Raw genomic sequence first — 25778 nt, forward strand, 5'->3', positions numbered from 1 at the left:
GCGCCGTGAGCGCGAGGAGTGAGCCGGGTTTGCGAGCCCCGCAGTCGCGAACAGAGGTGGCGCCGTGAGCGCGAGGAGTGAGCCGGGTTTGCGAGCCCCGCAGTCGCGAACAGAGGTGGCGCCGTGACCGAGAGTGACGCGGGGCCGACGCTGGTGCTGGTGCTGGCTGTCGCGGTGCTCGTCGGTTGCGGGGTGATCCTGCTGCTGGAGCGCACCCTGACCCGGATCCTGCTCGGGGTGATCCTGCTCGGCAACGGGGTGAACCTGTTGATCCTGTTGGGTGGGCGACCGGGTGGGGCACCGATCGTCGGCACCGGTGCGGTGGAGCGGATGAGTGATCCGCTGCCGCAGGCGATGGTGTTGACCGCCATCGTGATCACCTTCGGGTTCAGCGCGTTCCTGCTCGCGGTGGCGTACCGCAGTTGGTATCTGACCGGCGACGACGAGGTGCCCGACGACCTGGAGGACCGGCAGATCATCCGCCGTGCGGTGCGCAACGAGGTGGGCGCCGTCGACCACGGCGGGGAGGGTCCGAACGGGGACCCGGAGCAGGTCGATCCCGAGCCCGCCCGCCGCCGGCTCCGCCGTGGGGAGGAGTCGTGCTGAGCGCGCTGGTGCCGCTGCCGGTGGTGGTGCCGCTGCTCGGTGCGGCACTGACGTTGCTGCTGGCCGGGAAACCCCGGCTCCAACGCTCGATAAGCGTGTCCTGCCTGGGCGGCACGCTCGTCGTGGCGCTGGTGCTGCTCGTGCAGGCGTACCGGCACGGGCCGGTGGTGGTGGCGGTCGGTGGGTGGCCGGCGCCGGTCGGCATCGTGCTGGTCGCCGACCAGCTCGCGGCGCTGATGGTGGTGGTCTCGTCGGCGGTGACCCTCTGCGTGCTGTTGTACTCCGTCGGCCAGGGTCGCAGCGAGTCCAGCGAGTCCAGCCCGGTGGAGATCTTCCACCCGACGTACCTGGTGCTCACCGCGGGCGTCACGAACGCGTTCCTGGCCGGTGATCTGTTCAACCTCTTCGTCGGCTTCGAGATCCTGTTGGCCGCCAGCTTCGTGCTGATCACCCTGGGTGGCACCGAGACCCGGATCCGGACCGGGTCGACGTACGTGGTGGTCAGCATCCTCTCCTCGATGATCTTCCTGGCCGGTGTGGGCCTGGTGTACGCGGCCACCGGCACGCTCAACCTGGCCCAGCTCGCCCAGCGCCTCGACGACCTGCCCGACGGCGTCCGGCTGGCCCTGGAGCTGATGTTGCTCCTGGCCTTTGCGATCAAGGCGGCGGTCTTCCCGCTGTCGGCCTGGCTGCCGGACAGCTATCCCACCGCACCGGCCCCGGTGACCGCCGTCTTCGCGGGTCTGCTCACCAAGGTGGGCGTCTACGCGATCATCCGCACCGAGACGTTGCTGTTCCCCGGTGGGCATGCCGACGTGCTGCTCATGGTCGTCGCCGGGCTGACCATGGTGATCGGCATCCTCGGCGCGGTGGCCCAGTCCGATCTGAAGCGGCTCTTCTCGTTCACCCTGGTCAGCCACATCGGCTACATGATCTTCGGGGTGGCGCTGAGCACCGCCGCCGGGCTCTCCGGCGCGATCTTCTACGTGGTGCACCACATCACCATCCAGACCACGTTGTTCCTCGTCGCCGGGCTGGTCGAGGAGCGCGCCGGCAGCACCGACCTACGCCGCATCGGCGGGTTGGCCCGGGTGGCGCCACTGCTCGGGGTGCTGTTCTTCGTCCCGGCCATGAACCTCGCCGGGGTACCGCCGTTCTCCGGGTTCCTCGGCAAGCTCGGCCTGCTCCAGGCCGGGGTGGCGGCCGGCGGCCCGCTGCCCTGGGTGCTCGTCGCGGCGGGCACGCTGACCAGCCTGCTCACCCTCTACGTGGCGTCCCGGGTGTGGAACATCGCCTTCTGGCGGGCGCCCCGACTGGCCACCAGCGAGCCGGCCGTCCGGCTGCCGAAGCTGATGGTCGGGGCCACCGTGGCGCTGGTCGCGCTCGGGCTGGCGTTGACCGTACTGGCCGGTCCGCTCTTCGACGTCACCGCGGACGCGGCCGCCGACCTGCGGCTGCGCACCCCCTACGTGCATGCCGTGCTGCCGGGCGGCGCGCCGTGACCGGCCCCGAGTCGGCTCCCGACGCCTCCGCGCCCACAGTGGTGGGGCGCGGCCGGCTCGGGCGCTGGCGCGACCAGGTGGTGGCGCTCGGGTGGCTGGTGGTGGTCTGGAACCTGCTCTGGGGGGACATCACCTGGGCAAACGTGCTCGGCGGCCTGCTCGTGGGCGGCGCGGTGCTGGTCTTCTATCCGTTGCCGGCGGTCACCTTCGGCGGCCGGCTGCGGCCCGGGGCGCTGTTGGTGTTCGTCGGCCGGTTCGTCGTCGAGTTGGTCAGCGCGAGCCTGCACGTGGCCCGGATCGCCGTGCAGCCCGGCTACCGACCGCGTGGGGCGATCATCGCGGTCCGGCTGCGGGTGTCCACCGACCTGAACCTGGCGCTCACCGCCGAGGCGGTCTCGTTGGTGCCGGGCACGCTGATCCTCGAGGTGGACCGGGACTCGGGGACGCTCTACCTGCACGTGCTCGACACCCACGGAGCGGCGGACCTCGACGCGGCCCGCGAACGCACCCGCGCCGTCGAACGGCGAATCATCCGCGCGGTGGGCTCCGACGCCGAACTGCGCCTCGTCGAGACCCACCGATCCGAGAGGGGAACCAGCCGGTGACCACGTTCCTGGCCGTCGTCCTTACCGCCCTGCTGTCGGTGACCGCGCTGCTCGCGCTGGCCCGCCTCTACCGTGGTCCGTCGCTCGTCGACCGGGTGATCGCCGCGGACATGCTGCTCGCCACGATGGTCGGCGCGGTGGGCGCCGAGGCGGCGGTCAACAGGCATGCCACCACGCTGCCCGTGCTCGTGGTGCTCTCCCTGCTCGGCTTCGTGGGCTCGGTGTCACTTGTCCGCTTCGCCGTGCGGGAGCAGCAGTGATCGCGACGATCGCGGACTGGCTGGGGGCCGGTTGCCTGGTGGCCGGCGCGCTGCTCGGCCTGGCCGCCGCGATCGGCGTACTGCGGTTCCCGGACGCGCTGTCCCGGATGCACGCGGCCACGAAGCCGCAGGTGCTCGGGGTGCTGCTGTTGCTGGTGGGCATCGCGTTGCGCCTGCGGTCGCCGTCGGACCTGGGCATGGTCGCGCTGGTGGCGGTCTTCCAGTTGGCGACCGCGCCGGTCGCGGCCCAGATGATCGGGCGGGCCGCGTACCGGTCGGGGCGGATGGACCGGAGCCTGCTCGACGCCGACGAGCTTGCTGAACGGGGCTCGGGCGGCGGTTCGACCGGACCGGCGTGACGGCTGGCGAACCGGATATTCCGCTCCTTCGGCCCACCCCCAGCGGAGTCCCAGCCAGCGCCGATAAAATGGCGGCATGATCGACTCGTCTGCCCAGGAGGGCAGCAGTAGCCAGCCGGGTCGTGCCCGGCATATCCCCGTACCGACGACCCCGGGAGCCCTGAGCGACAGGTGCTGATCGTCGTCGGCCTTCTTCTGATCATCGTGCTCACCGCCGCCACCGGTTACTTCGTGGCGCAGGAGTTCGGCTATGTCGCCGTGGACCGGGGCAAGCTGCGCCAGCTCGCCGATGACGGCGATCAGGCCGCCGCCCGGGCGCTTACCGTCACCAGCCGGCTCTCCTTCATGCTCTCCGGCGCGCAACTCGGCATCACCGTCACCGCACTGCTTGTCGGCTACGTCGCCGAGCCGTACCTGGGCGGTGGCCTTGCCGACCTGCTCGGCGTGGCCGGCGTCAGCGAGGCGGTAAGCCTGCCGCTGTCGGTGGCGTTGGCCCTGCTCATCGCCACCGTCGTGCAGATGGTGCTCGGTGAGCTGGCCCCGAAGAACCTGGCCATCGCCCGGGCCGTCCAACTGGCCCGGGCGCTGAGCCGATCCACCCTGATCTACCTGGCCGTCGCCGGGCCGCTGATCCGGCTCTTCGACCGGGCCTCGGTACGGCTGCTGCGCCGGATCGGCATCGAGCCGATCGAGGAGCTGCCCAGCGGCGCCACCCCGGCGGACCTGGAACAGATCATCGCCGAGTCCCGCGAGGAGGGCAGCCTCGACGCCGAGATGTCCACGCTGCTCGACCGAGGTCTGGACTTCCGCGAGCTGACCGCGGGGGAGGCCATGGTGCCCCGGGTCGACGTGCACACCGTACGGGCGCACGAGCCGGTCAGCCGGGTGGTCGAGCTGCTGGACACGGGCCACTCCCGCTTCCCGGTGCGCGGGGCGGAGGGCGTCGACGACCTGCTCGGCGTCGTCGGCATCGCCGACGTGCTCGGCGTACCCCCGGGGGAGCGGGCCACCACCCCGGTGAGCGCGGTGGCCGTGCCGCCGCTGCTCGTACCGGAGACGTTGCCCCTGCCCACGGTGCTCGACCGGCTGCGGTCCGGGCATCGGCAGATGGCCTGCGTGGTCGACGAGTACGGCGGCTTCGCCGGGGTGATCACGTTGGAGGACATCGCCGAGGAGCTGGTCGGCCCGATCCGGGACGAGGACGACCCGCCAGACCGGGCACCGGCCCGGCAGGACGACGGGTCCTGGGTGGTGCCGGCGCGCTGGCGGATCGACGAGGTCGCCGACAGCACAGGCATCGCCCTGCCGGAGGCCCCGGAGTACGACACCCTGTCCGGACTGGTGATGCGGGAGCTGGGTCGGGTGCCGGAGGTCGGTGACCGGCTGGAGATCAGCCTGCTGCCCGAGGGCGCGGACGGCGAGGACAACGACGCCGAGCCCCGGGCGCTTGTCGAGGTGCTGGCCGTGGACCGGCACGTGGCCGACTCGGTGCGGTTGCAGCTGACCAAGCCGGGGGTGGTCGCGTGAGCCCCGGGATCGCGCTGTTCAGTTCGGTGATCCTGTTGGCGCTCAACGGGTTCTTCGTGGCCGCCGAGTTCGCCCTGGTGGCCAGCAAGCGGTACCGCCTGGAGCAGGCGGCGGCGAACGGCGGACGGGCGGCGCGTGCCGCGCTGGACGGCGTCCGCGAGCTGTCGCTGATGTTGGCCGGGGCGCAGCTCGGCATCACGCTGTGCACCCTGGGTCTCGGCGCGCTGGCCGAGCCGGCGATCGAGCACCTGCTCAGCCCGCTGCTGCACGCGGTGGGTCTGCCGGACGCGGCCAGTCACCTGATCGCCCTGGTCTTCGCCCTCGGGGTGGTGACCTTCCTGCACCTGGTGGTGGGGGAGATGGCACCGAAGTCGTGGGCGATCACCGACGCGGAGCGTTCGGCGACGCTGCTCGCGCTGCCGTTCCGCGCCTTCGCCCGGGTGTCCCGGCCGGTGCTGTCGGCGCTCAACGCCCTGGCCAACGCGATCCTGCGGCTGGTCGGGGTGAACCAGCAGGATCAGCTCGCCCAGGTGCACGGCCCGGACGAGCTGCGCATCCTGCTGGAGCAGTCCCGCGAGCACGGGCTGCTCGGCGCGGAGCAGCACCAGTTGCTGACCAGCATGCTGGAGTTGCAGGGCACGTCCGTGGCGCAGGTGATGGAACCGTTCGCCACCATGGTCACCGTCCGTCGGGACGACCCGGCCGAGCGGATCGAACAGGTGAGCCGGGACAGCGGCCGGTCCCGACTGGCGGTGCTCGACGAGGCGGGCGACGTCTGCGGCCTGGTGCACGTCCGGGAGGCGGTGCGGGTGGTCACCGCCGGTCGGGTCGCCACCGCGGGGTCGCTGATGACGCCCGCGTTCACCCTGCCCGCGACGTCCTCGGTCACCGAGGCGGTGGCGGCGATGCGGGCCCGGCAGTCGCAGCTCGCGTTGGTGCGCAACGGCGGCGGCCCGGCCCGGCCGATCGGTTTCGTGGCGCTGGAGGACCTCCTGGAGGAGGTCATCGGCGAGTTCGACGACGAGACCGACACGGTGCCGCGCGGGCGGCGGTTGCGCTGAGGCCTGTTTCATCAGAACTGGCCGGCCTGCGGCGGGCCCGGACGACGACCTGCGGCGTTGCGGTTTCGTCCGGATACAACATCGGTATCCGGACGAAACCGCGCCTTGCCGGATCGCCGCCCGGACTCCGCCTCGGCTCGACCGCCCTTATGAAACAGGCCTCAAGCCGCCGACCCGGCCGCGCGAACGAGGTGCGGCCGGGTCGGCGGGGCGGGGCGTGAGGTCGTCTCGACGGGGTAGGCGCTGCCCGTGCGGGGCCGGCGGGGCCTCGTCCCGGAAGGGGGCGTGCGGTGCGGCTGACCGGGGTGTCCCGGGAGTCCGGTCGGACCGGGCTGTCCGTGCGGACCACGCTGCCCAACCCGAGCACCCGGCCGGGCCTGCGCCTGCCGGGGCGGGTGACCCTCGCCGCCGGGCCGGAGGACGTGCTGGTGCGACACGTCCGGCTCGGCCTGGTCACCACCGTCGAACCGGACGACCCGGCCGCCCTCCGGCGTCTCATGCAGTTTCACCACCTGCCGATCGCCGGCCGGTTCGTCGTGCCGGCCGGCCGGCGGCGGGCTGTCGACTTCGCGTTGCCGCTGCCGTGGGAGACCCCGGTGACCACCTTCGGCGGGGTGCCGCTGCTGAGCCTGCGGATGGGCCTGCGTACGGCGGTGTCGATCGATCCCGACCTGGACCAGGGGGCCATGGTGCCCGTCTTCGTGCACCCGCTCCCCACCCAGCAGCACGTGCTGGCGGCGCTTGACACGTTGGGTTTCCTGATCCGCCAGTCCGGGTTGCAGGAGGGTGGGCTGCCCGGGGTGGAGCACACCCTGCCGCTGCACCAGCGCTGGGGCTACTGGGTGGGGCCGCTCTACGCCGGCCCGATCACCGAGCTGGAGGTGATCTTCGTGACCAACTCGGCGGGTCTGGAGGCGATTCTCTGGATGGATCGCCGGCTGGCGCTGGCCGGGATCACCCACCAGAGCATCAGCCGGTTCCGGATCTGGCACGAGGACAGCGACCGGCGGGACTGGGTCGCCACCGTCGACGGCTGGATCCGCCAGGCGATCAACCGGCACGCCGCCGCCGCCGCGCACGCCGACTGGTCCGCGCAGATCGCGGGTTCGGCCCACGTCAGCCGCCACCCGGACGAGCCGGTCCAGTCCGGCTACGGCCTCGGCGGCACCGCCGGCGGCGCAGGCGTCGGCGGAGGCGGCTCCGGCGGCGACGGCACCTAAACCAACCCCACCCCCACCCCACCCCACCCCCACCCCCACCCCACCCCACCCCACCCCAACCCCACCCCACCCCAACCCCACCCCACCCCAACCCCCGCGTTGATCATGGAGTTACAGTCCCGACACGCCGGGGCGAGTGGCTATAACCTCATGATCAACGCGGGGGCGGGGCGGGGGCGGGGGCGGGGGCGGGGCGGGGGTAGTGGGGTTTAGGTGGCGGTGGCGGTGGCTAGTTTGAGGCTGAAGGCTAGGAAGAGGGCTGCCACGGCGGTGGTGCCGCCGGCGGCCAGGCGGCGGCGTTGGCGGAACTGGGCGGCCAGGAAGGTGCCCGCGAAGATCAACGCGGTGAGGTAGAGCGCGCTCGTCACCTGGGCGATCAGCCCGAGCAGTAGGAACGACAGCGCCGGCCACGCGTAGCCGGGGTCGACGAACTGGATGAAGAACGAGATGAAGAACAGGATCGCCTTCGGGTTCAGCAGGCTGATCACCAGCGCCTTGCGGAACGGGCTGCGCATCGCCGCCGGCTCCGCGGCGTCGATGAGCCGCGGCGTGCTCGGGTCGTTGCGGTCGCGCCAGCGCCGCACGGCGCCGACAAGCATTGTCACCCCGACATAACCGAGGTACGCGGCGCCGGCGTACTTGACCACCAGGAACAGCGGGGGGTACGCCTTGAGCAGCGACGCCACCCCGGCGGCGGAGAGGAACATCAGCACCCCGTCGCCGACGAACACCCCACCGGCGGCCCGGTAGCCGACCGCGACGCCCCGTTTGGCCGCGGTGGAGAGCACGAAGAGCGAGTTCGGCCCGGGCAGCAGGATGATGGCCACGGTGCCCAGCACGTACGTCCAGATGTCGGTGATCCCCAGCACGCCCGCCATCATCACGCCACCGGTGCCGTTCGCAGAAGTCTTTCGCGCAGCCGGGCCTGTGCCTTCGGCCACTCGTCGACGGTCATCGCGTACTGCACGGTGTCCCGCCAGGAGCCGTCCGGGCGTTGCCGGTGCATCCGGAGCACCCCTTCCCGGGTCGCGCCAAGCCGTTCGATGCTGGCCTGGGAGCGAAGGTTGCGGATGTCGGTGTGCCAGACGACGCGTACCGCGTCCAGGTCGTCGAAGGCCCGGCTGAGCAGCAGCAACTTCGCCTCGGTGTTGATCCCGGTACGCCACCAGGGTCGGCCGAGGAAGGTGTGCCCGATCCCCACCGATCGCCGCTGCGGGTCGATCTCGTAGTAGGACGTGGTGCCGACCACCGCCCCGGTCCTCGCGCACCGCTGCACCCAGGCCACCCGCTCGCCACGGTGCTGGGCGGCCAGGGCGGTGCGGATCACCTCGGCCGTCGCGGCGGGCGTGGTGGGCAGTGCGACGCTGAGGTGCCGCCACACCTCCGCGTCCGCCGTGGCGGTGTGCAACTCGTCGGCGTGCGCCACCTCCAACGGCTCCAGCCGGACGTGCTCGCCGTGCAGCGGCGCCGGATCGTGCCAGGGCGTGCGGGCCGTGCGGAGAAACGCCGGCAGTGACGCGGTGACCCCGGCGTCCGGCTCGGGTTGCCCGGCGGTCAGCCGCAGCGGCAGCACGCCGGCCCAGTGCGGCAGGTCCAGGTCGACCTCGTCCTCGCGGACCCCACCGCTGCGAGTCCGGACGGACACCTCCTGCAGGGGCAGCGCCAGCACGGCGGTTTCGGCCAGCTCGCGCCGGCTGGGTGGGCGGGTGTCCGCGCTGCGCCCAGAGCCGACCTTCTCGACGAGCGCGGTGAGCATGGCGCTTTTCTCCCGCTCGTCGGTGACCAGTCGGGCGGTGCCGAGCGCGACGACCGAACGGTAGTTGGCGCTGTGGTGGAACTGCGAGCGCGCGTAGACCAGGCCGTCCAGCAGGGTCACCGTGACGCAGACCTCCAGCCCGTCGTCGCGGGCGGCGAGCAGGGGTCGGCTGCCGGTGGAGCCGTGCAGGTAGAGCGTGTCGCCGATGCGGACGTGCAGGGTGGGAAGCACCCGTGGCTGGCCGTCGACGGTGAAGCCGAGCGCACAGTGGTACGCCTCGTCGAGCACCGCGTGGGCGGCGGCCCGGTCGTAGCTCATCTTGTCGCGGGAACGGTGGGGTGTGGTCCGGGCGGTGGGTGGATACATGCGCGCGCCCCTTTGTTCTAGTACAATCTCTTATTTGTGTCAGCACGCTATCAGCTCAGTGGTACGACGGCCGTCGAGATTTCGGCCAGCATCGAGTCGGGCATCCGTGCGGACGCGCTGCCGCCGGGGGCCGCCCTGCCGTCCGTGCGGGCCCTCGCCGCCGACCTGGGGGTCAGCCCCGCCACCGTCGCCCGCGCCTACCAGGACCTGCGTCAGCGCGGCCTGCTCGCCACCGCCGGGCGACACGGCACCCGGGTACGCCCGCGCCCGCCGGTGGCCGCCCGCCGCTCCGCGCTGCGTCCTCCACCGTTGCCCGGCGCCCGCGACCTGTCCCGCGGCGAACCCGACCCTCGGCTGCTCCCGCCGCTGGGCCCGCACCTGGCGGCCCTCGCCGCCGACAACCGCCCGCCGGTCGGCTACTCCGACGCCGGCGTGTTGCCGGAGCTTGCCGAGGCGGCCCGCGCCCGGCTGAGCGCCGACGGCGTACCGGCCGGGGAACTCACCCTCACCGGCGGCGCGCTGGACGGCATCGAACGGCTGCTCGGCGCCCACCTGCGCCCCGGTGACGCGGTGGCGGTGGAGGACCCGGGCTGGGCCAACCTGCTCGATCTGGTCGCGGCACTGGGGTTGCGCCCGATCGGCGTACCGCTCGACGACGAGGGGCCACGTGTGGCCGGGGTGGCCGCCGCGCTGGCCGCCGGAGCACGGGCGCTCGTGGTCACCAGCCGGGCGCAGAACCCCACCGGCGCCGCCGTCTCCGCCGCGCGCGCGAAAGCCCTCCGGGCGCTGCTCGCCGGTCGGCGGGACCTGCTGCTGATCGAGGACGACCACGCCGCCGAACTGGCCCGCGTACCCCTGCATCCGCTGGCGGGGGCGACCCCGACCTGGGCCTTCGTCCGTTCGGTGAGCAAGCCCTTCGGCCCGGACCTGCGGCTCGCGGTGCTTGTCGGCGACGAGACCACGGTGGCCCGGGTGGCCGGCCGGACCCGGGTCGGCGCCGGCTGGGTCTCCACCGTGTTGCAGCGGTTGGTCCTCGCCCTCTGGCAGGACCCGGTGGTCGCCGAGCAGGTGGGGTGGGCGGCACAGAGTTACGAGCGGCGGCGTGAAGGGCTGCTGGCCGCGTTGGCCGCGCATGGCCTGACCGCGCACGGCCGCAGCGGCATCAACGTCTGGCTGCCCGTGTCCGACGAGACGAGCGTGGTCACCGCCCTGCGCGATGCCGGATGGGCGGTGGCCCCCGGCGCCCTTTACCGGATCGCCGCGCCACCCGCTGTCCGCATCTGCGTCAGCCCCCTGACCACCGAGGATCTGGCCCCGCTGGCGGCCGCCCTGGCCCAGGCCGAGAATCCCGCCCCACCCCGAGGCTTCCCGACGTAGCCCACCCGGCAACCCGCCCCGGCCTCCGCGATCTTGCACTTTCTGTCGTCGATATGTCGATCAATGCCGCGTTTGCCCGGGCAGAAAGTGCAAGATCGCGGGGATTCGGGACGGACGAGGCGGGTATGCGGGGCGCCGGAGGTGGGGTCATGGCTTCAGGTGGGGCACGTAAGGGCGTCTGGATCGCGGTGGCAGTGGCGATCATCATCATCATTATCGTGCTGATCGCGATCGCGTCCGGTGGGGATGGCGGTGGTAACGGGTACTGACGCCTGTGGGGTGGCATCGCGTCGCCGACCACCTGGCATGGCCGGGAGCGCCCGGCACTGCCGTCGAGAGCGCGCCGTGTCGCGGCACCGCGCGGTGGACGTACCGGGCACGGGGCACCTGACGGGTATAACAGTCGGCATGGCCGAGCAGACCGGGAGCGCTCCGGGCGCCCAGCGGTTCATCCCGCCCGACGCTGACACCATCGATGACCTGCGCACCGCGGCCGGTGGCTGCCGGGGTTGCGAGCTGTACCGCGACGCGTCGCAGACGGTCTTCGGTCGGGGCGACGAGAGCGCCCGGGTGGTGCTCGTCGGTGAGCAGCCCGGTGACATGGAAGACCAGAAAGGGCTGCCGTTCGTCGGCCCCGCCGGACGGCTGCTGCGACGTGCCGTCGACGACGCCGGGCTGGAGCCGGGTCAGCTCTACCTGACGAACGCCGTGAAGCACTTCCGGTTCTCTCTACGCGGCAAGCGGCGGATCCACCAGACGCCGGACCAGGTGCACATCACCGCCTGCCGGCCCTGGCTTGTCGGCGAGTTCGCCCGGCTGCGTCCGGAGGTCGTGGTGGTGCTCGGCGCCACCGCCGCCAAGGCGCTGCTCGGCCCGTCCTTCCGGGTAACCCGGCAGCGGGGTGAGTTGCTGCCCTGGCCCGAGTCGGCACAGCACCCGGAGGACTTCCAGCGGGTGCCGGTGGACAACTCCGGAAAGCGTGCCGACGTGCCGACGGCGCGACTGCTGGCCACCATCCACCCGTCCGCGGTGCTGCGCGCCGACGATCAGGACAAGGCGTACGAAGGACTTGTCGCCGACCTCACCGTCGTCGCCCGCGCCCTGCCCGACTAGGTGCCTGTGTCAGAGCTCCTGGCCGGACGACCGCCTAGGCTCGGCTCGACCGAGGACCGTGACACCGACCGCCAGCCTGTCGAAAATTGCCACCACGGCCGGGTATCAAGGCGATACCCGCCAGAAACCACAATGCGCGACGCGCGAAACAGGTCCTCTGCAGACTCATGTGAGTCGATCTTGTAGGGGAGGCCGTTGTGAGCGACGAGACACAGTCGATGGTCAGCCGGCGTGGGTTCCTGCGGGCGGTCGGGGTCAGCGGCGGCGCCGGCGCGATGCTCGCCACGATGGGCGCCATGGGACTCGCTCCCAGCGCGGCCGGATCCGTGCTCCCCTCATTCCGGGCGCCGGAGCGATCTGATTTCACCCTCACCGGGCGGTCGGGCGCCAGCGTCGTCGTCCTCGGCGGAGGCATCGCGGGGCTCACCACCGCGTACGAGTTGGGCAAGGCGGGCTATGACTGCACGATCCTGGAGGCCCGGCACCGCGTCGGTGGGCGGAACCTGACCATCCGCGGTGGCGACGTCGAGACCGACCTCGACGGACGCACCCAGCGGGCCGGCTTCTCCGACGGGGTCTACTTCAACGCGGGGCCGGGTCGGATCGCGCAGTGGATGGTCACCATGGACTACTGCCGGGAACTCGGCGTACCCATCGAGGTCTTCACCAACCAGAACGCCGACGCCTGGATCTACAACGAGTCCGCCGGGATGACCGAGCCGATCCGGTACCGCACCGCCAAGGCGGACGTGTACGGCTACGTCTCGGAACTACTCGCGAAGGCCACCGACCAGGGTGCGCTGGACAGCCGGCTGACCACCGACGACCGCGACCGGCTGCTGTCGTTCCTGCAGAGCTTCGGCGCGATCGGCGGGCGGGCCAGCGGGTGGGCGTACACGGGGACCAACCGGCGCGGGTTCTCCGGGTATCCGGGCGCGGGCAACGACGTGGGCGCCCTGCTCGGCTCGCCGCCTCCGCTCTCCGACGTCTTCGCCAGCAACGTGGGCAGGTACTTCTCGTTCGAGCTCGGCTACGACCAGGCCATGCTGATGTTCCAGCCGGTCGGCGGGATGGACCAGATCCCGCGGGCCCTGGCCAAGGCCGTGGGCACGAGACGGGTACGCCTCAACGCCGAGGTGACCGGGGTGACCGACCGGGGCAGCCGGGTCGAGGTGACCTACCGGCAGGGTGGCCGGCAGTCGCAGATCACCGCCGACTACTGCGTGGCGGCGCTGCCGCCGCACCTGATGGCCCGGGTGCCACACAACCTCGGCGCCGAGGTGACCGCCGCCCTGGCCGACTTCCCGGTCACCGCCGCTGGAAAGATCGGCCTGGAATACCGCAGCCGCTGGTGGGAGACCGACCAGCGGATCTACGGCGGCATCACCGAGACCGACCTGGACCTGTCGCACATCTGGTACCCGTCGCACGGCTTCCACGCCAAGCGCGGCCTGGTCGTCGGCTACTACAACACCGGGGCGAACGCCAGGGCGTACAGCGGGCTCGTGCCGGAGCAGCGCAGAGAGCGCGCCGTCAGCCAGGGTGTGAAGATCCACGGTGACAAGTACCGCACCGAGTTGGCCACCTCGTACTCGCACGCCTGGGACCGGACCCGCTACATCGAGGGCGCCTGGACCTCGCCCCGGTACGGCACGCCCGGATACAACCTGCTGCTCCAGCCGGCGGGGCGGGTCTACTTCGCCGGGGACTGGCTGAGCCACGAGGTGGCCTGGCAGCACGGCGCGTTCGTGGCGGCCCGCTCGGCGGTCTCCGCGCTGCACCAGCGGGTGATGGCCCGCTGACCGACCCAGATCGTGGACGGTTTCCGTTCCGCGCGAACGGGGACCGTCCACGATCCACAGTGCGTCGCGGATCGCGTGGGTGGGTAACGAGGGTCGATGGACGTTGACAACGGGCAGGCGGGCGGCGGACCAGCAGCATGCCCGTCGGGATCCCGAGGGGCACGCGCTACGCCAGGCACTGCGTACCGGCAGCGTGCCCGAGGGCGACGCGGTACGGGCCGAGCTGCCCACCTACCTCACGGGGCAGCGACGGGCCACCTGGGCGGCGCTGCTGTCCATCCTGGGCATCTCCCTCGGGCTGATCCTGCTCGCCCTGCTGACCGCCGGCAACGAGGGCTTCGCGGTGCTCTTCGGCGTGGTCGCCGCTGTCACCGTGGCCGTCGCCGCGCACACTCTGACCCGGATCCGCCGGCTGTCATCCCTGCTGGCCGTGCCCGACCCACCACAACCGCGCGAGTAGGACGACCTCCCGCGCGCACGAACCACGGCCCGCGCGACTTCGGGGAAAGTGCTGCTTCCCGGCGCGCTGAGACAGCAACTTCACCGACGTTGCGAGGATCTGGCGGCGGGCGGCGGGCGGCGGGCGGCGGGCGGCGGGCGGCGGGCCGCGGGCGGGCGGCGGGCGGTGTGCGGCTGTCGGCGAAACCCACTGCCGCTGGTCGGCGCGGGTGCGCGAGGATGGGTTACCCCTTCCCGAGGAGCGCCGATGGCCACCGACCTGACCGCGCCGCGTACCGCCGCCCGACCCGACGTCGCGTCGATCCAGCGTCGTACCCTGCGGTTGCTCTTCACCACCCAGATCGTCGGTGGCATCGGCGTGACCATCGGCATCGCCGTGGGCGCGCTGCTCGCCGCGCGGATCGCCGGCACCGCGATGGCCGGTGTGGCGCAGAGCGCCGGGGTGGTGGGCGCGGCGCTGCTCGCCGTCCCGGTCACCCGGATCATGGCGCGGCACGGTCGTCGGCCCGGCCTCGTGCTGGCGTACGCGATCGGTGCCGTCGGCGGCGTGCTCGTGGTGCTGGCCGCGGCCACCCGCTGGGTGCCGCTGCTCTTCCTCGGGATGCTGCTCTTCGGTGGCGGCACCGCCGCGAACCTTCAGGCCCGCTACGCGGCGGTGGATCTCGCCGAGCCGGCCCGCCGCGGGCGGCAGCTCTCGCTGATCGTCTGGGCCACCACCATCGGCGCGGTGGCCGCGCCGAACTTCGCCGCGCTGGCCGACCGGGTCACCACCGGCTGGGGGCTGCCCCCGTTGGCCGGGCCGTTCGCGTTCAGCTCGGTCGCGTTCGTGCTGGCCGCCGCCGTACTCCTCGGGTTGCTCCGGCCCGACCCGCTGCTCACCGCGCGGCGGCTCGCGGCGGCCGCCGCGCCGGTCGCCGGCCCACCGCCGGCCGCCGACCCCACGGCGACCGCCGTGGCCGCCGAGACGAGGCGCACCGCCGTGGCGGCCGAGGCGCGGGCGACCGCCGTGGCCGCCGAGGCGCGGGGGACCGCCGTGGCCGCCGAGGCGCGGGGGACCGTTGTGGCGGCCGGGACGCTGGCGGCCGGTGGCGGTGGGACGCCGGCCGCCGCGCCGGTCCGGGTGCGCGCGGCACGCGGCGCCGGGGTGGGGGCGGCCTGGTCGGTGGTACGCCGGCGCCCGGCCGCCCGGCTCGGCATCGCCGCGGTGGCGGTCGGTCACCTGGTGATGGTGGCGGTGATGGCGATGACGCCGGTCCGGCTCGGCGAGTCACACGCCGACGCCGACGTGCTGCGGCTGGTCGGCATCGTGTTGAGCCTGCACATCGCCGGCATGTACGCGTTCTCCCCGGTGGTCGGCTGGCTCACCGACCGGCTCGGTCGGCGGGCGGTGATCCTCGGTGGGGTCGGGTTGTTGCTGGCCGCCTGCGCGGTCGCCGGCACCGCCGGGCACCACACACCCCGGCTGTCGGTGGGTCTGGTCCTGCTCGGCCTGGGCTGGTCGGGGACGATGGTGGCCGGCTCGACGCTGCTGTCCGAGTCGGTGCCGGCCGGTGTGCGGCCGAGCGTCCAGGGGTTCTCCGACCTGATCATGGGGTTGGCCGGGGCCGGGGCCGCCGTGGTCAGCGGGTTTGTCATGCAGTCCGCCGGATATCCCGTGCTCACCCTGCTCGCGGCGGTCGCGGTGGTGCCCCTGGTGGCGCTAGCGTTGCGGCCGGTGCCGACCGGGGCACCGGACGAGGAGGGCTGATCACTGTGCGGCTGACCGACTTCTGGACGCGCCTTGACGAGGCGTTCGGGCCCGGCTACGCGGCCAGCATCGCCCGCGACCAGGTGCTGTCGCAGCTCGGCGGACGGACCATCGAGCAGGCACTGGCGTCGGGGGAGCAGACGCACGTGGTGTGGCGGGCGGTTTGTGCCGCGTACCCCGACCGCGTGCCCGCCCGACTACGCTGAGCAGCCTTTTCGCCGCTTCCGCGTGTCGCTTGTCTAGTCGTACACCTGTTCGGCTATTGTCCACAGCGGGGTGCTCGTCCACAGCTCGCGGCCCGTCGGCTGGTTTTCTGTCGGACCCAGCGCCTAGCGTGTCCGCGTGACGCGAAGCTCAGCAAAGACGCCGGCGAAGGCAGGGGTGGCAACCATGGCAGCAGGGCCTGACCGGGAGAAGGCACTCGACCTTGCTCTCGCTCAGATTGACAAGCAATTCGGCAAGGGCTCGGTGATGCGGCTGGGTGACCGGCCGGTCGTCCAGACCGCAATCATCCCGACCGGCTCCATCGCGCTCGACGTGGCGTTGGGCATCGGCGGTCTGCCGCGTGGCCGGGTGGTCGAGATCTACGGTCCCGAGTCCAGCGGTAAGACCACGGTGGCACTGCACGCGGTGGCCAACGCCCAGCGCAACGGCGGCATCGCCGCCTTCATCGACGCCGAGCACGCGCTCGACCCGGAGTACGCGAAGGCCCTCGGCGTCGACACCGACGCGATGCTGGTCTCGCAGCCGGACACCGGCGAGCAGGCGCTGGAGATCGCGGACATGCTGATCCGCTCCGGCGCCCTGGACATCATCGTGATCGACTCGGTGGCGGCCCTGGTGCCGCGCGCCGAGATCGAGGGCGAGATGGGCGACAGCCACGTGGGTCTCCAGGCCCGGCTGATGAGCCAGGCACTACGAAAGATCACCGGTGTGCTCAGCAACACCGGCACCACGGCCATCTTCATCAACCAGCTGCGGGAAAAGATCGGCGTCATGTTCGGCAGCCCGGAGACCACGACAGGTGGTCGGGCGCTGAAGTTCTACGCCTCGGTCCGGCTCGACGTGCGACGCATCGAGAGCCTCAAGGACGGCACCGACGTGGTCGGTAACCGCACCCGGGTCAAGGTCGTGAAGAACAAGGTCGCCGCGCCGTTCAAGCAGGCCGAGTTCGACATCATGTACGGCAAGGGCATCTCGCGCGAGGGCTCGCTGATTGACGTCGGCGTGGAGCAGGCGATCATCCGCAAGTCCGGAGCGTGGTACACGTACGACGGCGACCAGCTCGGCCAGGGCAAGGAGAAGGCCCGGGAGTTCCTGAAGGAAAACCCGGACGTGGCCGCCGAGATCGAGAAGAAGATCCTGGAGAAGCTCGGCGTCGGTGTCGGCGCGGGTGACGCCGCCGGTGGCCCCGAGCTGCCGCCTGTCGACTTCTGACCGGTCGCTGACCCATGGCAGGACGACGCGCCCGTACGGGGCGGGGCTGGGATGCCAGCCCACCCCGTACGGGCGACGCCACCGATGCGCCGCGCCCCCGCCAGGGTCGCCGTGGACGCTCCGCCGAGACCGACGCGGTCGAGTCTCCCCCTCGTGACGAGTCGGAGGTGGCCCGCGAGATCTGCCTGCGGCAGCTCGCGGTCCGGCCCCGCACCCGGGCCGAGCTGGCCGGTGCGCTGGCCAAGCGGGGCATCTCCGAGGAGGTCTCGGCCGAGGTGCTCGACCGGTACGACGAGGTCGGCATCATCGACGACGCCGCGTTCGCGCGGGCCTGGGTGTCCAGCCGGCACTCGGGGCGTGGGCTGGCCCGCCGGGCGCTCGCCAACGAGCTGCGCCGCAAGGGCGTGGACGGCGAGGTGGCCACCGAGGCGCTCGGTGAGCTGGACGAGGAGACCGAGGCGGACACCGCCCGCGCCCTGGTGGAGCGCAAGCTGCGCACCGCCCGAGGCGAGCCGGACGCGGTGTTCCGTCGGCTGGTGGGCATGCTGGCCCGCAAGGGTTACCCGCCCGGTGTGGCGATCCGGGCCGTGAAGGACGCGTTGGCCGCGCAGAGCGCCGAGGCGGCCGAGTTCGCCGAGCAGATCGACGCCGACGCGCTCGCCGACGCCGAGGGCGAGCTGGATCGCGACAACCGCTCGATCGGGTGAGAGTCGCGCTGGGCGCTGTGGGGTGGGCCGATGGTGAAGGCGTGTCTGAACGGTGGGCGCGGCCGCGACGTCCACCCGGCAGTGCCGATCACGCCCGCGGAGTTGGCCGCCGACGCGGCCCGTTGCGTGGCGCTCGGCGTCGCGGCCGTGCACGTCCATCCCCTGAGGCGTCGGGTGCCGAGTCGCTGCGCTCAGGAGGTGATCGCCGACGCGCTCACCGCGATCCGCGCCGCCGAGCCGGGGCTGCCGGTGGGGGTGAGCACCGGCGCCTGGATCGCGCCGGCCCCGGCCGACCGGGTGGCAGCCGTCCGGGCCTGGTCGGTGCTGCCCGACTTCGCCTCGGTCAACGCGCACGAGGCCGGTGCCGAGGCCGTCGCCGCAGCCCTGCACGAGCGGGGTGTGCACGTCGAGGTGGGGCTCTGGACGCTCGACGCCGTCGAGGCGTACCGGAGTTGGCGGGTGCCGGCCGGGCGGATCCTCGTCTGGGCCGCCGGCCAAGATCGTGCTCGATCCACGATGTAGTGGGGTCCTCGCGCGGTGAGGCCACTACTTCCTGGATCGAGCACGATCACGGCGAGCACGATCTTGCGGGGGAGGCGCGATCCTGGCGGGACGAGTGGGATCTTGTTCAGGCGCGAACCTGGCGAGGGTCGGGCGGGGATGGGGGGTCGCTGGTGTCACACAGTTGGCTCGCCGAGGGGTGCTGCCGTCGCTGAACAGGCACGACATCCGGATTCATGGCGGCGGATCGCCAGGTTTGTCACCGCGTGTCCGCAACGGCATCAGCGTTGCGTGACGACGCAACTTCTCTCCGTTCGGGGGGTTTGATCATGAGTCCTTGACCAGACCACCCCCGGCGACCTAGCCTCGCCATACAGGCTCACATTGCCCGACCAGCGCAGGCTAAGCGCACAACATAGATCGCGTAACAAGACAGCATCACTTTGGCCGACTCCCGGCCTTTGGCGGCAGATCTGGACAGGCCGGTCCGGAACTCCGCGACAACTGCACCCGGTCGCCGACGATGCCCGAGGGCACCGCCGGCGGAGAGAGCTACCCCACGGCCAGTCGCTCCGGTCGGGCGTCCACAGCCGCAGGAGTGTGCCCCGGCACGGTCGCTGCGGTCTCGACGTTAGGGGAGGCGGCCATGGCGGGGCGGCGGCACAGGTTCATCGGTAGACCCGACGGGGTCCCGGCATGAACGCCTTCGACGTCGTGCTCCTCGCGGCCGTCCTCGTCCTCGCCGTGGTGGTGATCGGGGCCGTGCTTGTGGGCATCCGGACGCTGCGGCGGATGGGTGCCGCGCCGGCTCCGGAGGATCCCGCCTTCATCGCCGAGAAGGATCGTCAGGAGCAGTCCCTCGCTGCCCTGCGGACCGCGGCTGACGAGGCGAACAGCACGATCGACGTGGCGAAGTCCGCGGCTGCGGCGGCCCGTGCCGAGGCGGCGGCCGCGAAGGCCGAGGCGAAGGCCGCTCGCGCCGAGGCCCGCCGGGTGCTCGACGATGCCCGCGCCGAGGCGGACACCGTCCTGGAGCGCGCCCACAAGCAGGCCGAGGCGGACGCCGAGCAGTTGCGGACGACGGCCCGGCGCAGCGGTGAGCGGGAGGTCGCGGTGCTCGCCGCCACCACCCGCGAGCAGGCCGCGGAGGTGGAGCGTCGGGCGGCCCGGATGGACGAGCGGGAGCGGATGCACACCGAGGAGGTGGAGCGGTTCGCCGAGCGGGAGCGGCAGCTCACCGAGGCGCGTGCGGCACTCGCCACCCGGGAGTCCGCGCTGGCCCGACGGGAGACCGAGCTCGCCGAGTCCGAGGAACTGCGCCGCCGGGAGTTGGAGCGGGTCGCCGGGCTCAGCGCCGACGCGGCCCGACTGGAGCTGGTCGAGGCGATCGAGACCCAGGCCAAGCGGGAGGCGGCGCTGCTGGTGCGCGACATCGAGTCCGATGCGCGCAACACCGCCGAGCAGCGGGCCCGCCACATCGTGGTGGACGCGATCCAGCGGGTGGCCAGCGAACAGACCGCGGAGAGCGTGGTCAGCGTCCTGCACCTGCCCGGTGACGAGATGAAGGGGCGGATCATCGGCCGGGAGGGGCGCAACATCCGCGCCTTCGAGTCGGTGACCGGCGTCAACCTGATCATCGACGACACCCCCGAGGCGGTGCTGCTCTCCTGCTTCGACCCGGTCCGCCGCGAGGTGGGTCGGTTGACCCTGGAGAAGCTGGTCCTGGACGGGCGGATCCACCCGCACCGGATCGAGGAGGTCTACGACCTGGCCCGGCAGGAGGTGGAGCAGCTCTGCCTCCGCGCCGCCGAGGACGCCCTGGTCGAGGTCGGCATCACCGAGATCCACCCGGAGCTGGTGGCCCTGCTCGGCCGCCTGCGCTACCGCACCTCGTACGGGCAGAACGTGCTCAAGCACCTGGTGGAGACCGCACACATCGCCGGCATCATGGCCGCCGAGCTGCGGCTGGACGTGCCGATCATCAAGCGGTCGGCGTTCCTGCACGACATCGGCAAGGCGCTCACCCACGAGGTGGAGGGCAGCCACGCCATCATCGGCGCGGACCTGGCCCGCAAGTACGGGGAGCACGAGGACGTGGTGCACGCCATCGAGGCGCACCACAACGAGGTGCCGCCGCAGACCATCGAGGCCGTGCTCACCCAGGCCTCCGACGCCTGTTCCGGTGGTCGGCCGGGAGCGCGCCGGGAGAGCCTGGAGGCGTACGTCAAGCGGCTGGAGCGCATCGAGGAGATCGCGGCCGGCAAGCTCGGCGTGGACAAGGTCTTCGCCATGCAGGCCGGCCGGGAGATCCGGGTGATGGTCAAGCCGGACGACGTGGACGACATCGGTGCGGCCGTGCTGGCCCGCGACGTGGCCAAGCAGATCGAGGAGGAGCTGACCTACCCGGGTCAGATCCGGGTCACTGTGGTCCGCGAGTCCCGGGTCACCGAGATCGCCCGCTGACCGGCCCGATCCTCAGGAGTTCAGCAAGATCGGGGTGTCCCCAAGGAGGGGACACCCCGATCTCACGAGTAGCGCCGGTCAGATCATCCGGCCGGCGGCGTCGCCGACATCCTGGGACGGCACCACCTTCGCGGCCGTCCGCGGGGTACGACCCATCCGCTTCTGCAACCACCAGGCCAGGGCCGACAGCGCACCGCAGATGGTGATGTACATCGCCCCCACGACGAGGTACGCCGGCAGGTACGGCAGCCCGAACGGCAACCGGCCGCCGATCTGCTTACCCACGAAGAGCAGCTCGGGGTACGTGATGATGAAGCCCAGCGCGGTGTCCTTGAGCAGCACCACGAGCTGGCTGACGATCGCCGGCAGCATCGAGCGGACCGCCTGCGGCAGCAGGATCAGCCGCAGCACCTGGTTCTTGCGCAGGCCGATCGCGTACCCGCCCTCGGTCTGCCCGTACGGCACCGCGTTGATGCCGGCCCGGAAGATCTCCGCGAGCACCGAGCCGTTGTAGAGCATCAGCCCGATGACGAGCGCCCACAGCTTGTCGATCGACCAGCCGTACTGCAACGGCACGTAGTAGCCGAAGAAGATCAGGATGAGCAGGGGGATCGCCCGGAACAGCTCGACCACGAAGGTGGCCGGTGTGCGCAGGATCCACTTGTCGCTCAACCGGGCGCTGGCGAAGAACGCGCCGAACAGCAACGCCAGGACCGCGGCGATGCCGGCAGCCTTCAGCGTCGCCGCCAGGCCGCCGAGCAGCTCGCGTTGCACCGAGGCGTACTGGAACTGTTCCCACTTGCGGGCCTCGAACTGGCCGGTGTCGGCGAACTTGTAGCCGATGTAGGCGAGCAGGGCGATGATGCCGGCGGTGGAGAGGACGCCCAGGATCGCGTTGCGCCGCTTGGCGCGAGGTCCGGGCAGGTCGTAGAGGATCGACGCCTGGCTCAACTCAGCCACCTTCCGTTCGCGGCCGTCGGGCTCGCCAGCTCACTCATCGGGCCACCCTCCACTTGCGCTCCAGCAACCGCTGCAACGCCACCAGCGGCAGGACCAGGATCAGGAAGCCGATGGTGATCCAGAGCAGGACGGCGAACTGCGGCTCGCCACGCTCCGCCATGTACGCGGGGATCGCGCCGGCCTCCAGCACCGAGAAACCGGCGGCGATCGTGGTGTTCTTCAGCATCGCGATGAACACGCTCATCATCGGCGGCACCATCGCCCGCAACGCCTGCGGCAGCACGATGAGCGTGAGCACCTGACCAAAGGTCATGCCCAGCGCGCGGGCCGCCTCGGCCTGCCCGGCGGCGACGGTGTTGACGCCGGAGCGGATCACCTCGCACACGAAGGCCGAGGTGTAGACGGTGAGCGCGATGGTGGCGCTGGCGAAGTAGTCGATGTTGACGTCGAGCTTCGGCACCGCGAACACGAGGAACGCGAAGACGAGCGTCAGCGGTGTGTTGCGCACCAGGTTGACGTACGTGGCGCCGAACGCGCGCAGCGCCGGCACGGGGGAGACCCGCATCGCGCCGAGCAGCGTGCCGAGGACGAGGCAGCCGACCGCGGCGATCAGGAAGAGTTTGACGGTGTTGGTGAACCCGTCGACGAACAGTTGCCCGTTGTCCGTCAGTACGCGGAAGAACTCGCCCATGCCTCGCTCTCAGTCCTCGGACGGGCGCCGGGCGGGGACGAGCCCCGCCCGGCGCCGCTACTCGTGTCGAGCCGGTCGGTCAGTACCGCTCAAGGGTGGGCGGGGCGCCCGCCGAGCCGGACAGGCCGAGCGTGCCGTCGTAGATCTTCTGCCAGGTGCCGTTGCCGAACGACGCCTCGATCTGGTTGTTGACGTAGTCGCGCAGCGCCTTGTCGTCCTTCGGCAGGCCGATGCCGTACTTCTCGGTGCTGAACGGCTTGCCGACCACCTTCAGCTCGCTCGGGCTCTGTGCCGCGAAGCCCTTGAGGATGGCGTCGTCGGTGGTGACGGCGTCGACCTTCTTGTCGAGCAGCTGCGAGACGCACTCCGAGTAGGTCTTGAACTCGACGATGTTGTTCGCCTCGGTCAGACCCTCGTCGCGGACCTTCTGGATCGGCGTCGAGCCGGTGGCCGAGCAGACCTTCTTGCCCTTGATGGTGTCCTTGCCGGTGATCGACGTCTCGTCCTTGCGGACCAGCAGGTCCTGGCCGGCGACGAAGTACGGGCCGGCGAAGGAGATGTCGTTCTTGCGCTTGTCGGTGATCGAGTAGGTGCCGACGTAGTAGTCGACCTCACCACCCTTGATCGCGGTCTCCCGGTTGGCCGACGCGATCTCCTTGTACTCGATCTTCGCCGGGTCGATGCCCAGCGTGCTGGCCACGTACTGGGCGATCTCGATGTCGAAGCCGCAGCGCTTGCCCTGGGCGTCCTTGTAGCCGAGGTTCGGCTGGTCGAACTTGACGCCGACGGAGACCTTGCCGGCCGACTTGATCTTCTCGAAGGTCGGGCTGCCGGCGATGGCCGCGTCCGTCTTGGGGGTGAAGGTCGCGCCGGAGCTCTTGCAGGTGTCGGACTGGGCGCCACTGGGGGCGCTGCCGCCCGCGCTCGGGGTCGGCTCACCCTCCTTGCCGCAGGCTGCGGCCGACAGGGCGAGGGAGGCCATCATGGCGACCGCCGCCACGCGCTTCATACGCATACTCTTCTCCTTCTTTCAGAAGCCCGCCGGTGGTCGGCGCGCTCCACTACGGACGCCTAGTGCGTGAGGATCTTGGAGAGGAAGTCCTTCGCCCGGTCGCTGCGCGGGTTCTCGAAGAACTCCGCCGGGGAGGCGTCCTCGACGAGCTTGCCGTCGGCCATGAAGATGACCCGGTTGGCCGCGTGCCGGGCGAAGCCCATCTCGTGGGTGACCACGACCATCGTCATGCCGTCGCGCGCCAGCGAGGTCATCACGTCCAGCACCTCGCCGACCATCTCCGGGTCGAGAGCGCTCGTCGGCTCGTCGAACAGCATCGCCTTGGGCTGCATGGCCAGGGCGCGGGCGATGGCCGCCCGCTGCTGCTGCCCGCCGGAGAGCTGGGCCGGGAACTTGTCCGCCTGGTTGGCGATGCCGACCCGGTCGAGCAGGGCCAGGCCGCGCTCGCGGGCGGCGGCCGGCTTCTCCTTGCGGACCTTGATCGGGCCGAGGGTGACGTTCTCCAGGATGGTCTTGTGGGCGAAGAGGTTGAAGGACTGGAAGACCATCCCCACCTCGCTGCGCAGTCGGGCGAGGGGCTTGCCCTCGGCCGGCAGCGGCTGGCCGTCGAAGATGATCGTGCCGGAGTTGATCGGCTCCAGCCGGTTGATGGCGCGACACAGCGTCGACTTGCCGGAGCCGGACGGGCCGATCACCACGACCACCTCACCCCGACCCACCGACAATGAGACGTCGTCCAGCACGTGCAGCGGTCCGAACCACTTGTTGACCGCGTCCAGCACGATGAGCGGTTCGCCCGTCGTCACGTCGTCCACCGTCCCCTGTCGTCTCCCGGATCGGGGTCGGTTGACCCCCGGTGCGGCCACTGTAGGCGGCCCGATGTGGCGGAATGCAACTCAGCGGGTCACGGAGCGGTAACACCGGTCACGATCGTCGGCGAGCGTCCGATTCCGGTCACTGTGCGGGTGGCAACGGTGGCGATCGTGGCGTGTTGTCGAGATCATGGGGGGATGACCGAACCGGTACGCCTGACCCGTTACGCCCGTGGTGGCGGCTGCGCCTGCAAGATCCCGCCCGGTGAACTGGAGATCATGGTGTCCGGTCTCGGCCCGGCCACCGGCACCGCGGAGCTGCTTGTCGGCCTGGACCACGGTGACGACGCGGCGGTGGTGCGCCTGGACGAGCGGACCGGCCTGGTCACCACCGCCGACTTCTTCACCCCGGTGGTCGACGACGCGTACGACTGGGGCCGGATCGCCGCGGCCAACGCGCTCTCCGACGTGTACGCGATGGGCGGCACCCCCCTTGTCGCGCTCAACCTGCTCTGCTGGCCGCGCGACGTGCTGCCGATGGAGTTGGCCGGCGAGGTCCTGCGCGGCGGCCAGGACGTGGCGCGGGAGGCCGGCTGCCACCTGGCCGGCGGCCACAGCGTGGACGACGACGGCCCGAAGTACGGCCTCGCGGTCACCGGCACGGTCCGTCCGGAGGAGTTGATCACTCTCGACGCCGGCGTGGCCGGAGTGCCCTTGTCGTTGACGAAGCCGCTCGGCGTGGGTGTGCTCAACACCCGACACAAGGCCACCGGTGAGAGCTTTCCGGAGGCGGTCGCCTCGATGAGCGCGCTCAACCGGGACGCCGCCCGCGCGGCGGTCGCCGCCGGCATCCGCTGTGGCACCGACGTGACCGGGTTCGGGTTGCTCGGGCACGCCTCGAAACTGGCCCGGGCCAGCCAGCTCACGGTGGCCATCGACGCGGCTCGCGTGCCGTACCTGGCGGGTGCCCGGGAGGCGCTCCGCGACGGGTACGTCAGCGGCGGCAGCCGACGCAATCTGGAGTGGGTGACGCCGTGGACGGATTTCGGCGTCGTGGGGGAGGACGAGCGGTTGTTGCTGGCCGACGCGCAGACCTCCGGTGGCCTGCTGGTTGCCGGCGAGATTCCGGGCGCTCCCGTGGTGGGTGAGTTGCTGCCGCGCGGCGAGCACCTCGTCGTCCTGCGCTGAGCCTTTCCGCAGCTCGGCGCCGGGGACGCGGCGGTCGCCGCCCGCCGGACACGCGAGACCCGCTCGCCGGACACGCGGTCCTGGTGGTGCGGTTGGCGCACCATAGCCGATAAACTGTCACCTTCCCGCTACTCCGAGCAATGTGGCTCAGGGAAATTTTGCCCGGAATGGTCACAGACCGGTAACTTGCCCCCGCCTGGGGTCAAATGCCCCCCACCATCGTGTGTAAGGCCCGATCCGGAGGCCG

25 protein-coding genes are annotated in these 25778 nt (G+C 71.6%); 19 read left to right on the forward strand and 6 right to left on the reverse strand.

What is annotated here, in order from left to right; translation table 11 throughout:
* The first annotated feature begins 123 nt into the window (after window positions 1-123).
* From ACLQ29_RS17815 to ACLQ29_RS17850, 8 genes are all read left to right on the forward strand, one after another.
* Entirely contained in the window at window positions 124-606 is a 483-nt protein-coding gene (locus ACLQ29_RS17815) for a Na(+)/H(+) antiporter subunit C (RefSeq protein WP_425772648.1), read from the forward strand.
* Complete coding sequence (locus tag ACLQ29_RS17820; RefSeq protein WP_425772858.1) at window positions 603-2108, forward strand: Na+/H+ antiporter subunit D; 1506 nt, start codon at window positions 603-605, stop codon at window positions 2106-2108. Before ACLQ29_RS17815 ends, ACLQ29_RS17820 begins: the two co-directional genes overlap by 4 nt.
* Complete coding sequence (locus ACLQ29_RS17825) at window positions 2105-2713, forward strand: Na+/H+ antiporter subunit E (RefSeq protein WP_425772649.1); 609 nt, start codon at window positions 2105-2107, stop codon at window positions 2711-2713. Before ACLQ29_RS17820 ends, ACLQ29_RS17825 begins: the two co-directional genes overlap by 4 nt.
* The gene (locus tag ACLQ29_RS17830) at window positions 2710-2973 is read left to right on the forward strand and encodes a monovalent cation/H+ antiporter complex subunit F (protein ID WP_030489433.1); all 264 of its coding nucleotides are present in this window, start codon (window positions 2710-2712) and stop codon (window positions 2971-2973) included. Before ACLQ29_RS17825 ends, ACLQ29_RS17830 begins: the two co-directional genes overlap by 4 nt.
* Complete coding sequence (gene mnhG, locus ACLQ29_RS17835) at window positions 2973-3332, forward strand: monovalent cation/H(+) antiporter subunit G (RefSeq protein ID WP_425772859.1); 360 nt, start codon at window positions 2973-2975, stop codon at window positions 3330-3332. Before ACLQ29_RS17830 ends, mnhG begins: the two co-directional genes overlap by 1 nt.
* 171 nt (window positions 3333-3503) lie before the next feature.
* Complete coding sequence (locus ACLQ29_RS17840; RefSeq protein WP_425772650.1) at window positions 3504-4859, forward strand: hemolysin family protein; 1356 nt, start codon at window positions 3504-3506, stop codon at window positions 4857-4859.
* Entirely contained in the window at window positions 4856-5920 is a 1065-nt protein-coding gene (locus ACLQ29_RS17845; protein ID WP_425772651.1) for a hemolysin family protein, read from the forward strand. Before ACLQ29_RS17840 ends, ACLQ29_RS17845 begins: the two co-directional genes overlap by 4 nt.
* 290 nt (window positions 5921-6210) lie before the next feature.
* Window positions 6211-7140, forward strand: a complete 930-nt coding sequence (locus tag ACLQ29_RS17850; protein WP_425772652.1) for a sporulation protein — start codon at window positions 6211-6213, stop codon at window positions 7138-7140.
* 209 nt (window positions 7141-7349) lie between these two features.
* Here ACLQ29_RS17850 and leuE read toward each other — a convergent pair whose 3' ends face one another.
* Window positions 7350-8021, reverse strand: a complete 672-nt coding sequence (gene leuE / locus ACLQ29_RS17855) for a leucine efflux protein LeuE (protein ID WP_393375354.1) — start codon at window positions 8019-8021, stop codon at window positions 7350-7352.
* Window positions 8021-9262: a bifunctional pyridoxamine 5'-phosphate oxidase family protein/GNAT family N-acetyltransferase gene (locus ACLQ29_RS17860; protein ID WP_425772653.1), complete on the reverse strand. Its 1242-nt coding sequence runs from the start codon at window positions 9260-9262 to the stop codon at window positions 8021-8023. Before ACLQ29_RS17860 ends, leuE begins: the two co-directional genes overlap by 1 nt.
* A 36-nt stretch (window positions 9263-9298) precedes the next feature.
* Between ACLQ29_RS17860 and ACLQ29_RS17865 the strand changes: the two genes are divergently transcribed.
* From ACLQ29_RS17865 to rny, 10 genes are all read left to right on the forward strand, one after another.
* Complete coding sequence (locus tag ACLQ29_RS17865; protein ID WP_425772654.1) at window positions 9299-10639, forward strand: aminotransferase class I/II-fold pyridoxal phosphate-dependent enzyme; 1341 nt, start codon at window positions 9299-9301, stop codon at window positions 10637-10639.
* A 408-nt stretch (window positions 10640-11047) separates the two neighbouring features.
* Complete coding sequence (locus ACLQ29_RS17870) at window positions 11048-11752, forward strand: UdgX family uracil-DNA binding protein (protein WP_425772655.1); 705 nt, start codon at window positions 11048-11050, stop codon at window positions 11750-11752.
* A gap of 197 nt (window positions 11753-11949) precedes the next feature.
* Window positions 11950-13554 carry a flavin monoamine oxidase family protein gene (locus ACLQ29_RS17875; RefSeq protein ID WP_425772656.1) on the forward strand — a complete coding sequence of 535 codons (1605 nt, stop codon included), beginning with the start codon at window positions 11950-11952 and terminating at the stop codon, window positions 13552-13554.
* Window positions 13555-13657: 103 nt separating this feature from the next.
* Window positions 13658-14014, forward strand: coding sequence for a hypothetical protein (locus ACLQ29_RS17880; protein WP_425772657.1), 357 nt, complete (start codon window positions 13658-13660; stop codon window positions 14012-14014).
* 246 nt (window positions 14015-14260) lie between these two features.
* On the forward strand, window positions 14261-15760 hold the full coding sequence (locus ACLQ29_RS17885) for an MFS transporter (protein ID WP_425772658.1): 1500 nt from the start codon (window positions 14261-14263) through the stop codon (window positions 15758-15760).
* A gap of 5 nt (window positions 15761-15765) precedes the next feature.
* The gene (locus ACLQ29_RS17890; RefSeq protein ID WP_030489422.1) at window positions 15766-15966 is read left to right on the forward strand and encodes a DUF3046 domain-containing protein; all 201 of its coding nucleotides are present in this window, start codon (window positions 15766-15768) and stop codon (window positions 15964-15966) included.
* A 184-nt stretch (window positions 15967-16150) separates the two neighbouring features.
* Window positions 16151-17197, forward strand: a complete 1047-nt coding sequence (gene recA, locus ACLQ29_RS17895) for a recombinase RecA (protein ID WP_007456801.1) — start codon at window positions 16151-16153, stop codon at window positions 17195-17197.
* Between the two features lie 14 nt (window positions 17198-17211).
* Window positions 17212-17904, forward strand: coding sequence for a regulatory protein RecX (locus ACLQ29_RS17900; RefSeq protein WP_425760460.1), 693 nt, complete (start codon window positions 17212-17214; stop codon window positions 17902-17904).
* 30 nt (window positions 17905-17934) lie between these two features.
* Window positions 17935-18426: a 3-keto-5-aminohexanoate cleavage protein gene (locus ACLQ29_RS17905; RefSeq protein WP_425772659.1), complete on the forward strand. Its 492-nt coding sequence runs from the start codon at window positions 17935-17937 to the stop codon at window positions 18424-18426.
* Window positions 18427-19101: 675 nt separating this feature from the next.
* A complete protein-coding gene (gene rny, locus ACLQ29_RS17910; protein ID WP_393375379.1) occupies window positions 19102-20868 on the forward strand; it encodes a ribonuclease Y in 1767 nt (588 codons plus the stop codon).
* A 78-nt stretch (window positions 20869-20946) separates the two neighbouring features.
* On the opposite strand, the gene ACLQ29_RS17915 is transcribed toward rny, so the two are convergent.
* The 4 genes from ACLQ29_RS17915 to ACLQ29_RS17930 form a co-directional block, all read right to left on the reverse strand.
* Entirely contained in the window at window positions 20947-21819 is an 873-nt protein-coding gene (locus ACLQ29_RS17915) for an amino acid ABC transporter permease (protein ID WP_425772660.1), read from the reverse strand.
* A gap of 43 nt (window positions 21820-21862) precedes the next feature.
* Entirely contained in the window at window positions 21863-22519 is a 657-nt protein-coding gene (locus tag ACLQ29_RS17920) for an amino acid ABC transporter permease (RefSeq protein WP_425772661.1), read from the reverse strand.
* A gap of 79 nt (window positions 22520-22598) precedes the next feature.
* Entirely contained in the window at window positions 22599-23534 is a 936-nt protein-coding gene (locus tag ACLQ29_RS17925) for a glutamate ABC transporter substrate-binding protein (RefSeq protein WP_425772662.1), read from the reverse strand.
* 56 nt (window positions 23535-23590) lie between these two features.
* The gene (locus tag ACLQ29_RS17930; protein ID WP_393375390.1) at window positions 23591-24346 is read right to left on the reverse strand and encodes an amino acid ABC transporter ATP-binding protein; all 756 of its coding nucleotides are present in this window, start codon (window positions 24344-24346) and stop codon (window positions 23591-23593) included.
* Between the two features lie 195 nt (window positions 24347-24541).
* On the opposite strand from ACLQ29_RS17930, the gene selD reads away from it, so the two are divergent.
* Entirely contained in the window at window positions 24542-25531 is a 990-nt protein-coding gene (selD, locus tag ACLQ29_RS17935) for a selenide, water dikinase SelD (protein ID WP_425772663.1), read from the forward strand.
* Window positions 25532-25778 lie beyond the last annotated feature (247 nt).

Source organism: Micromonospora sp. DT228, from assembly GCF_049841595.1.
GTDB lineage: Bacteria > Actinomycetota > Actinomycetes > Mycobacteriales > Micromonosporaceae > Micromonospora.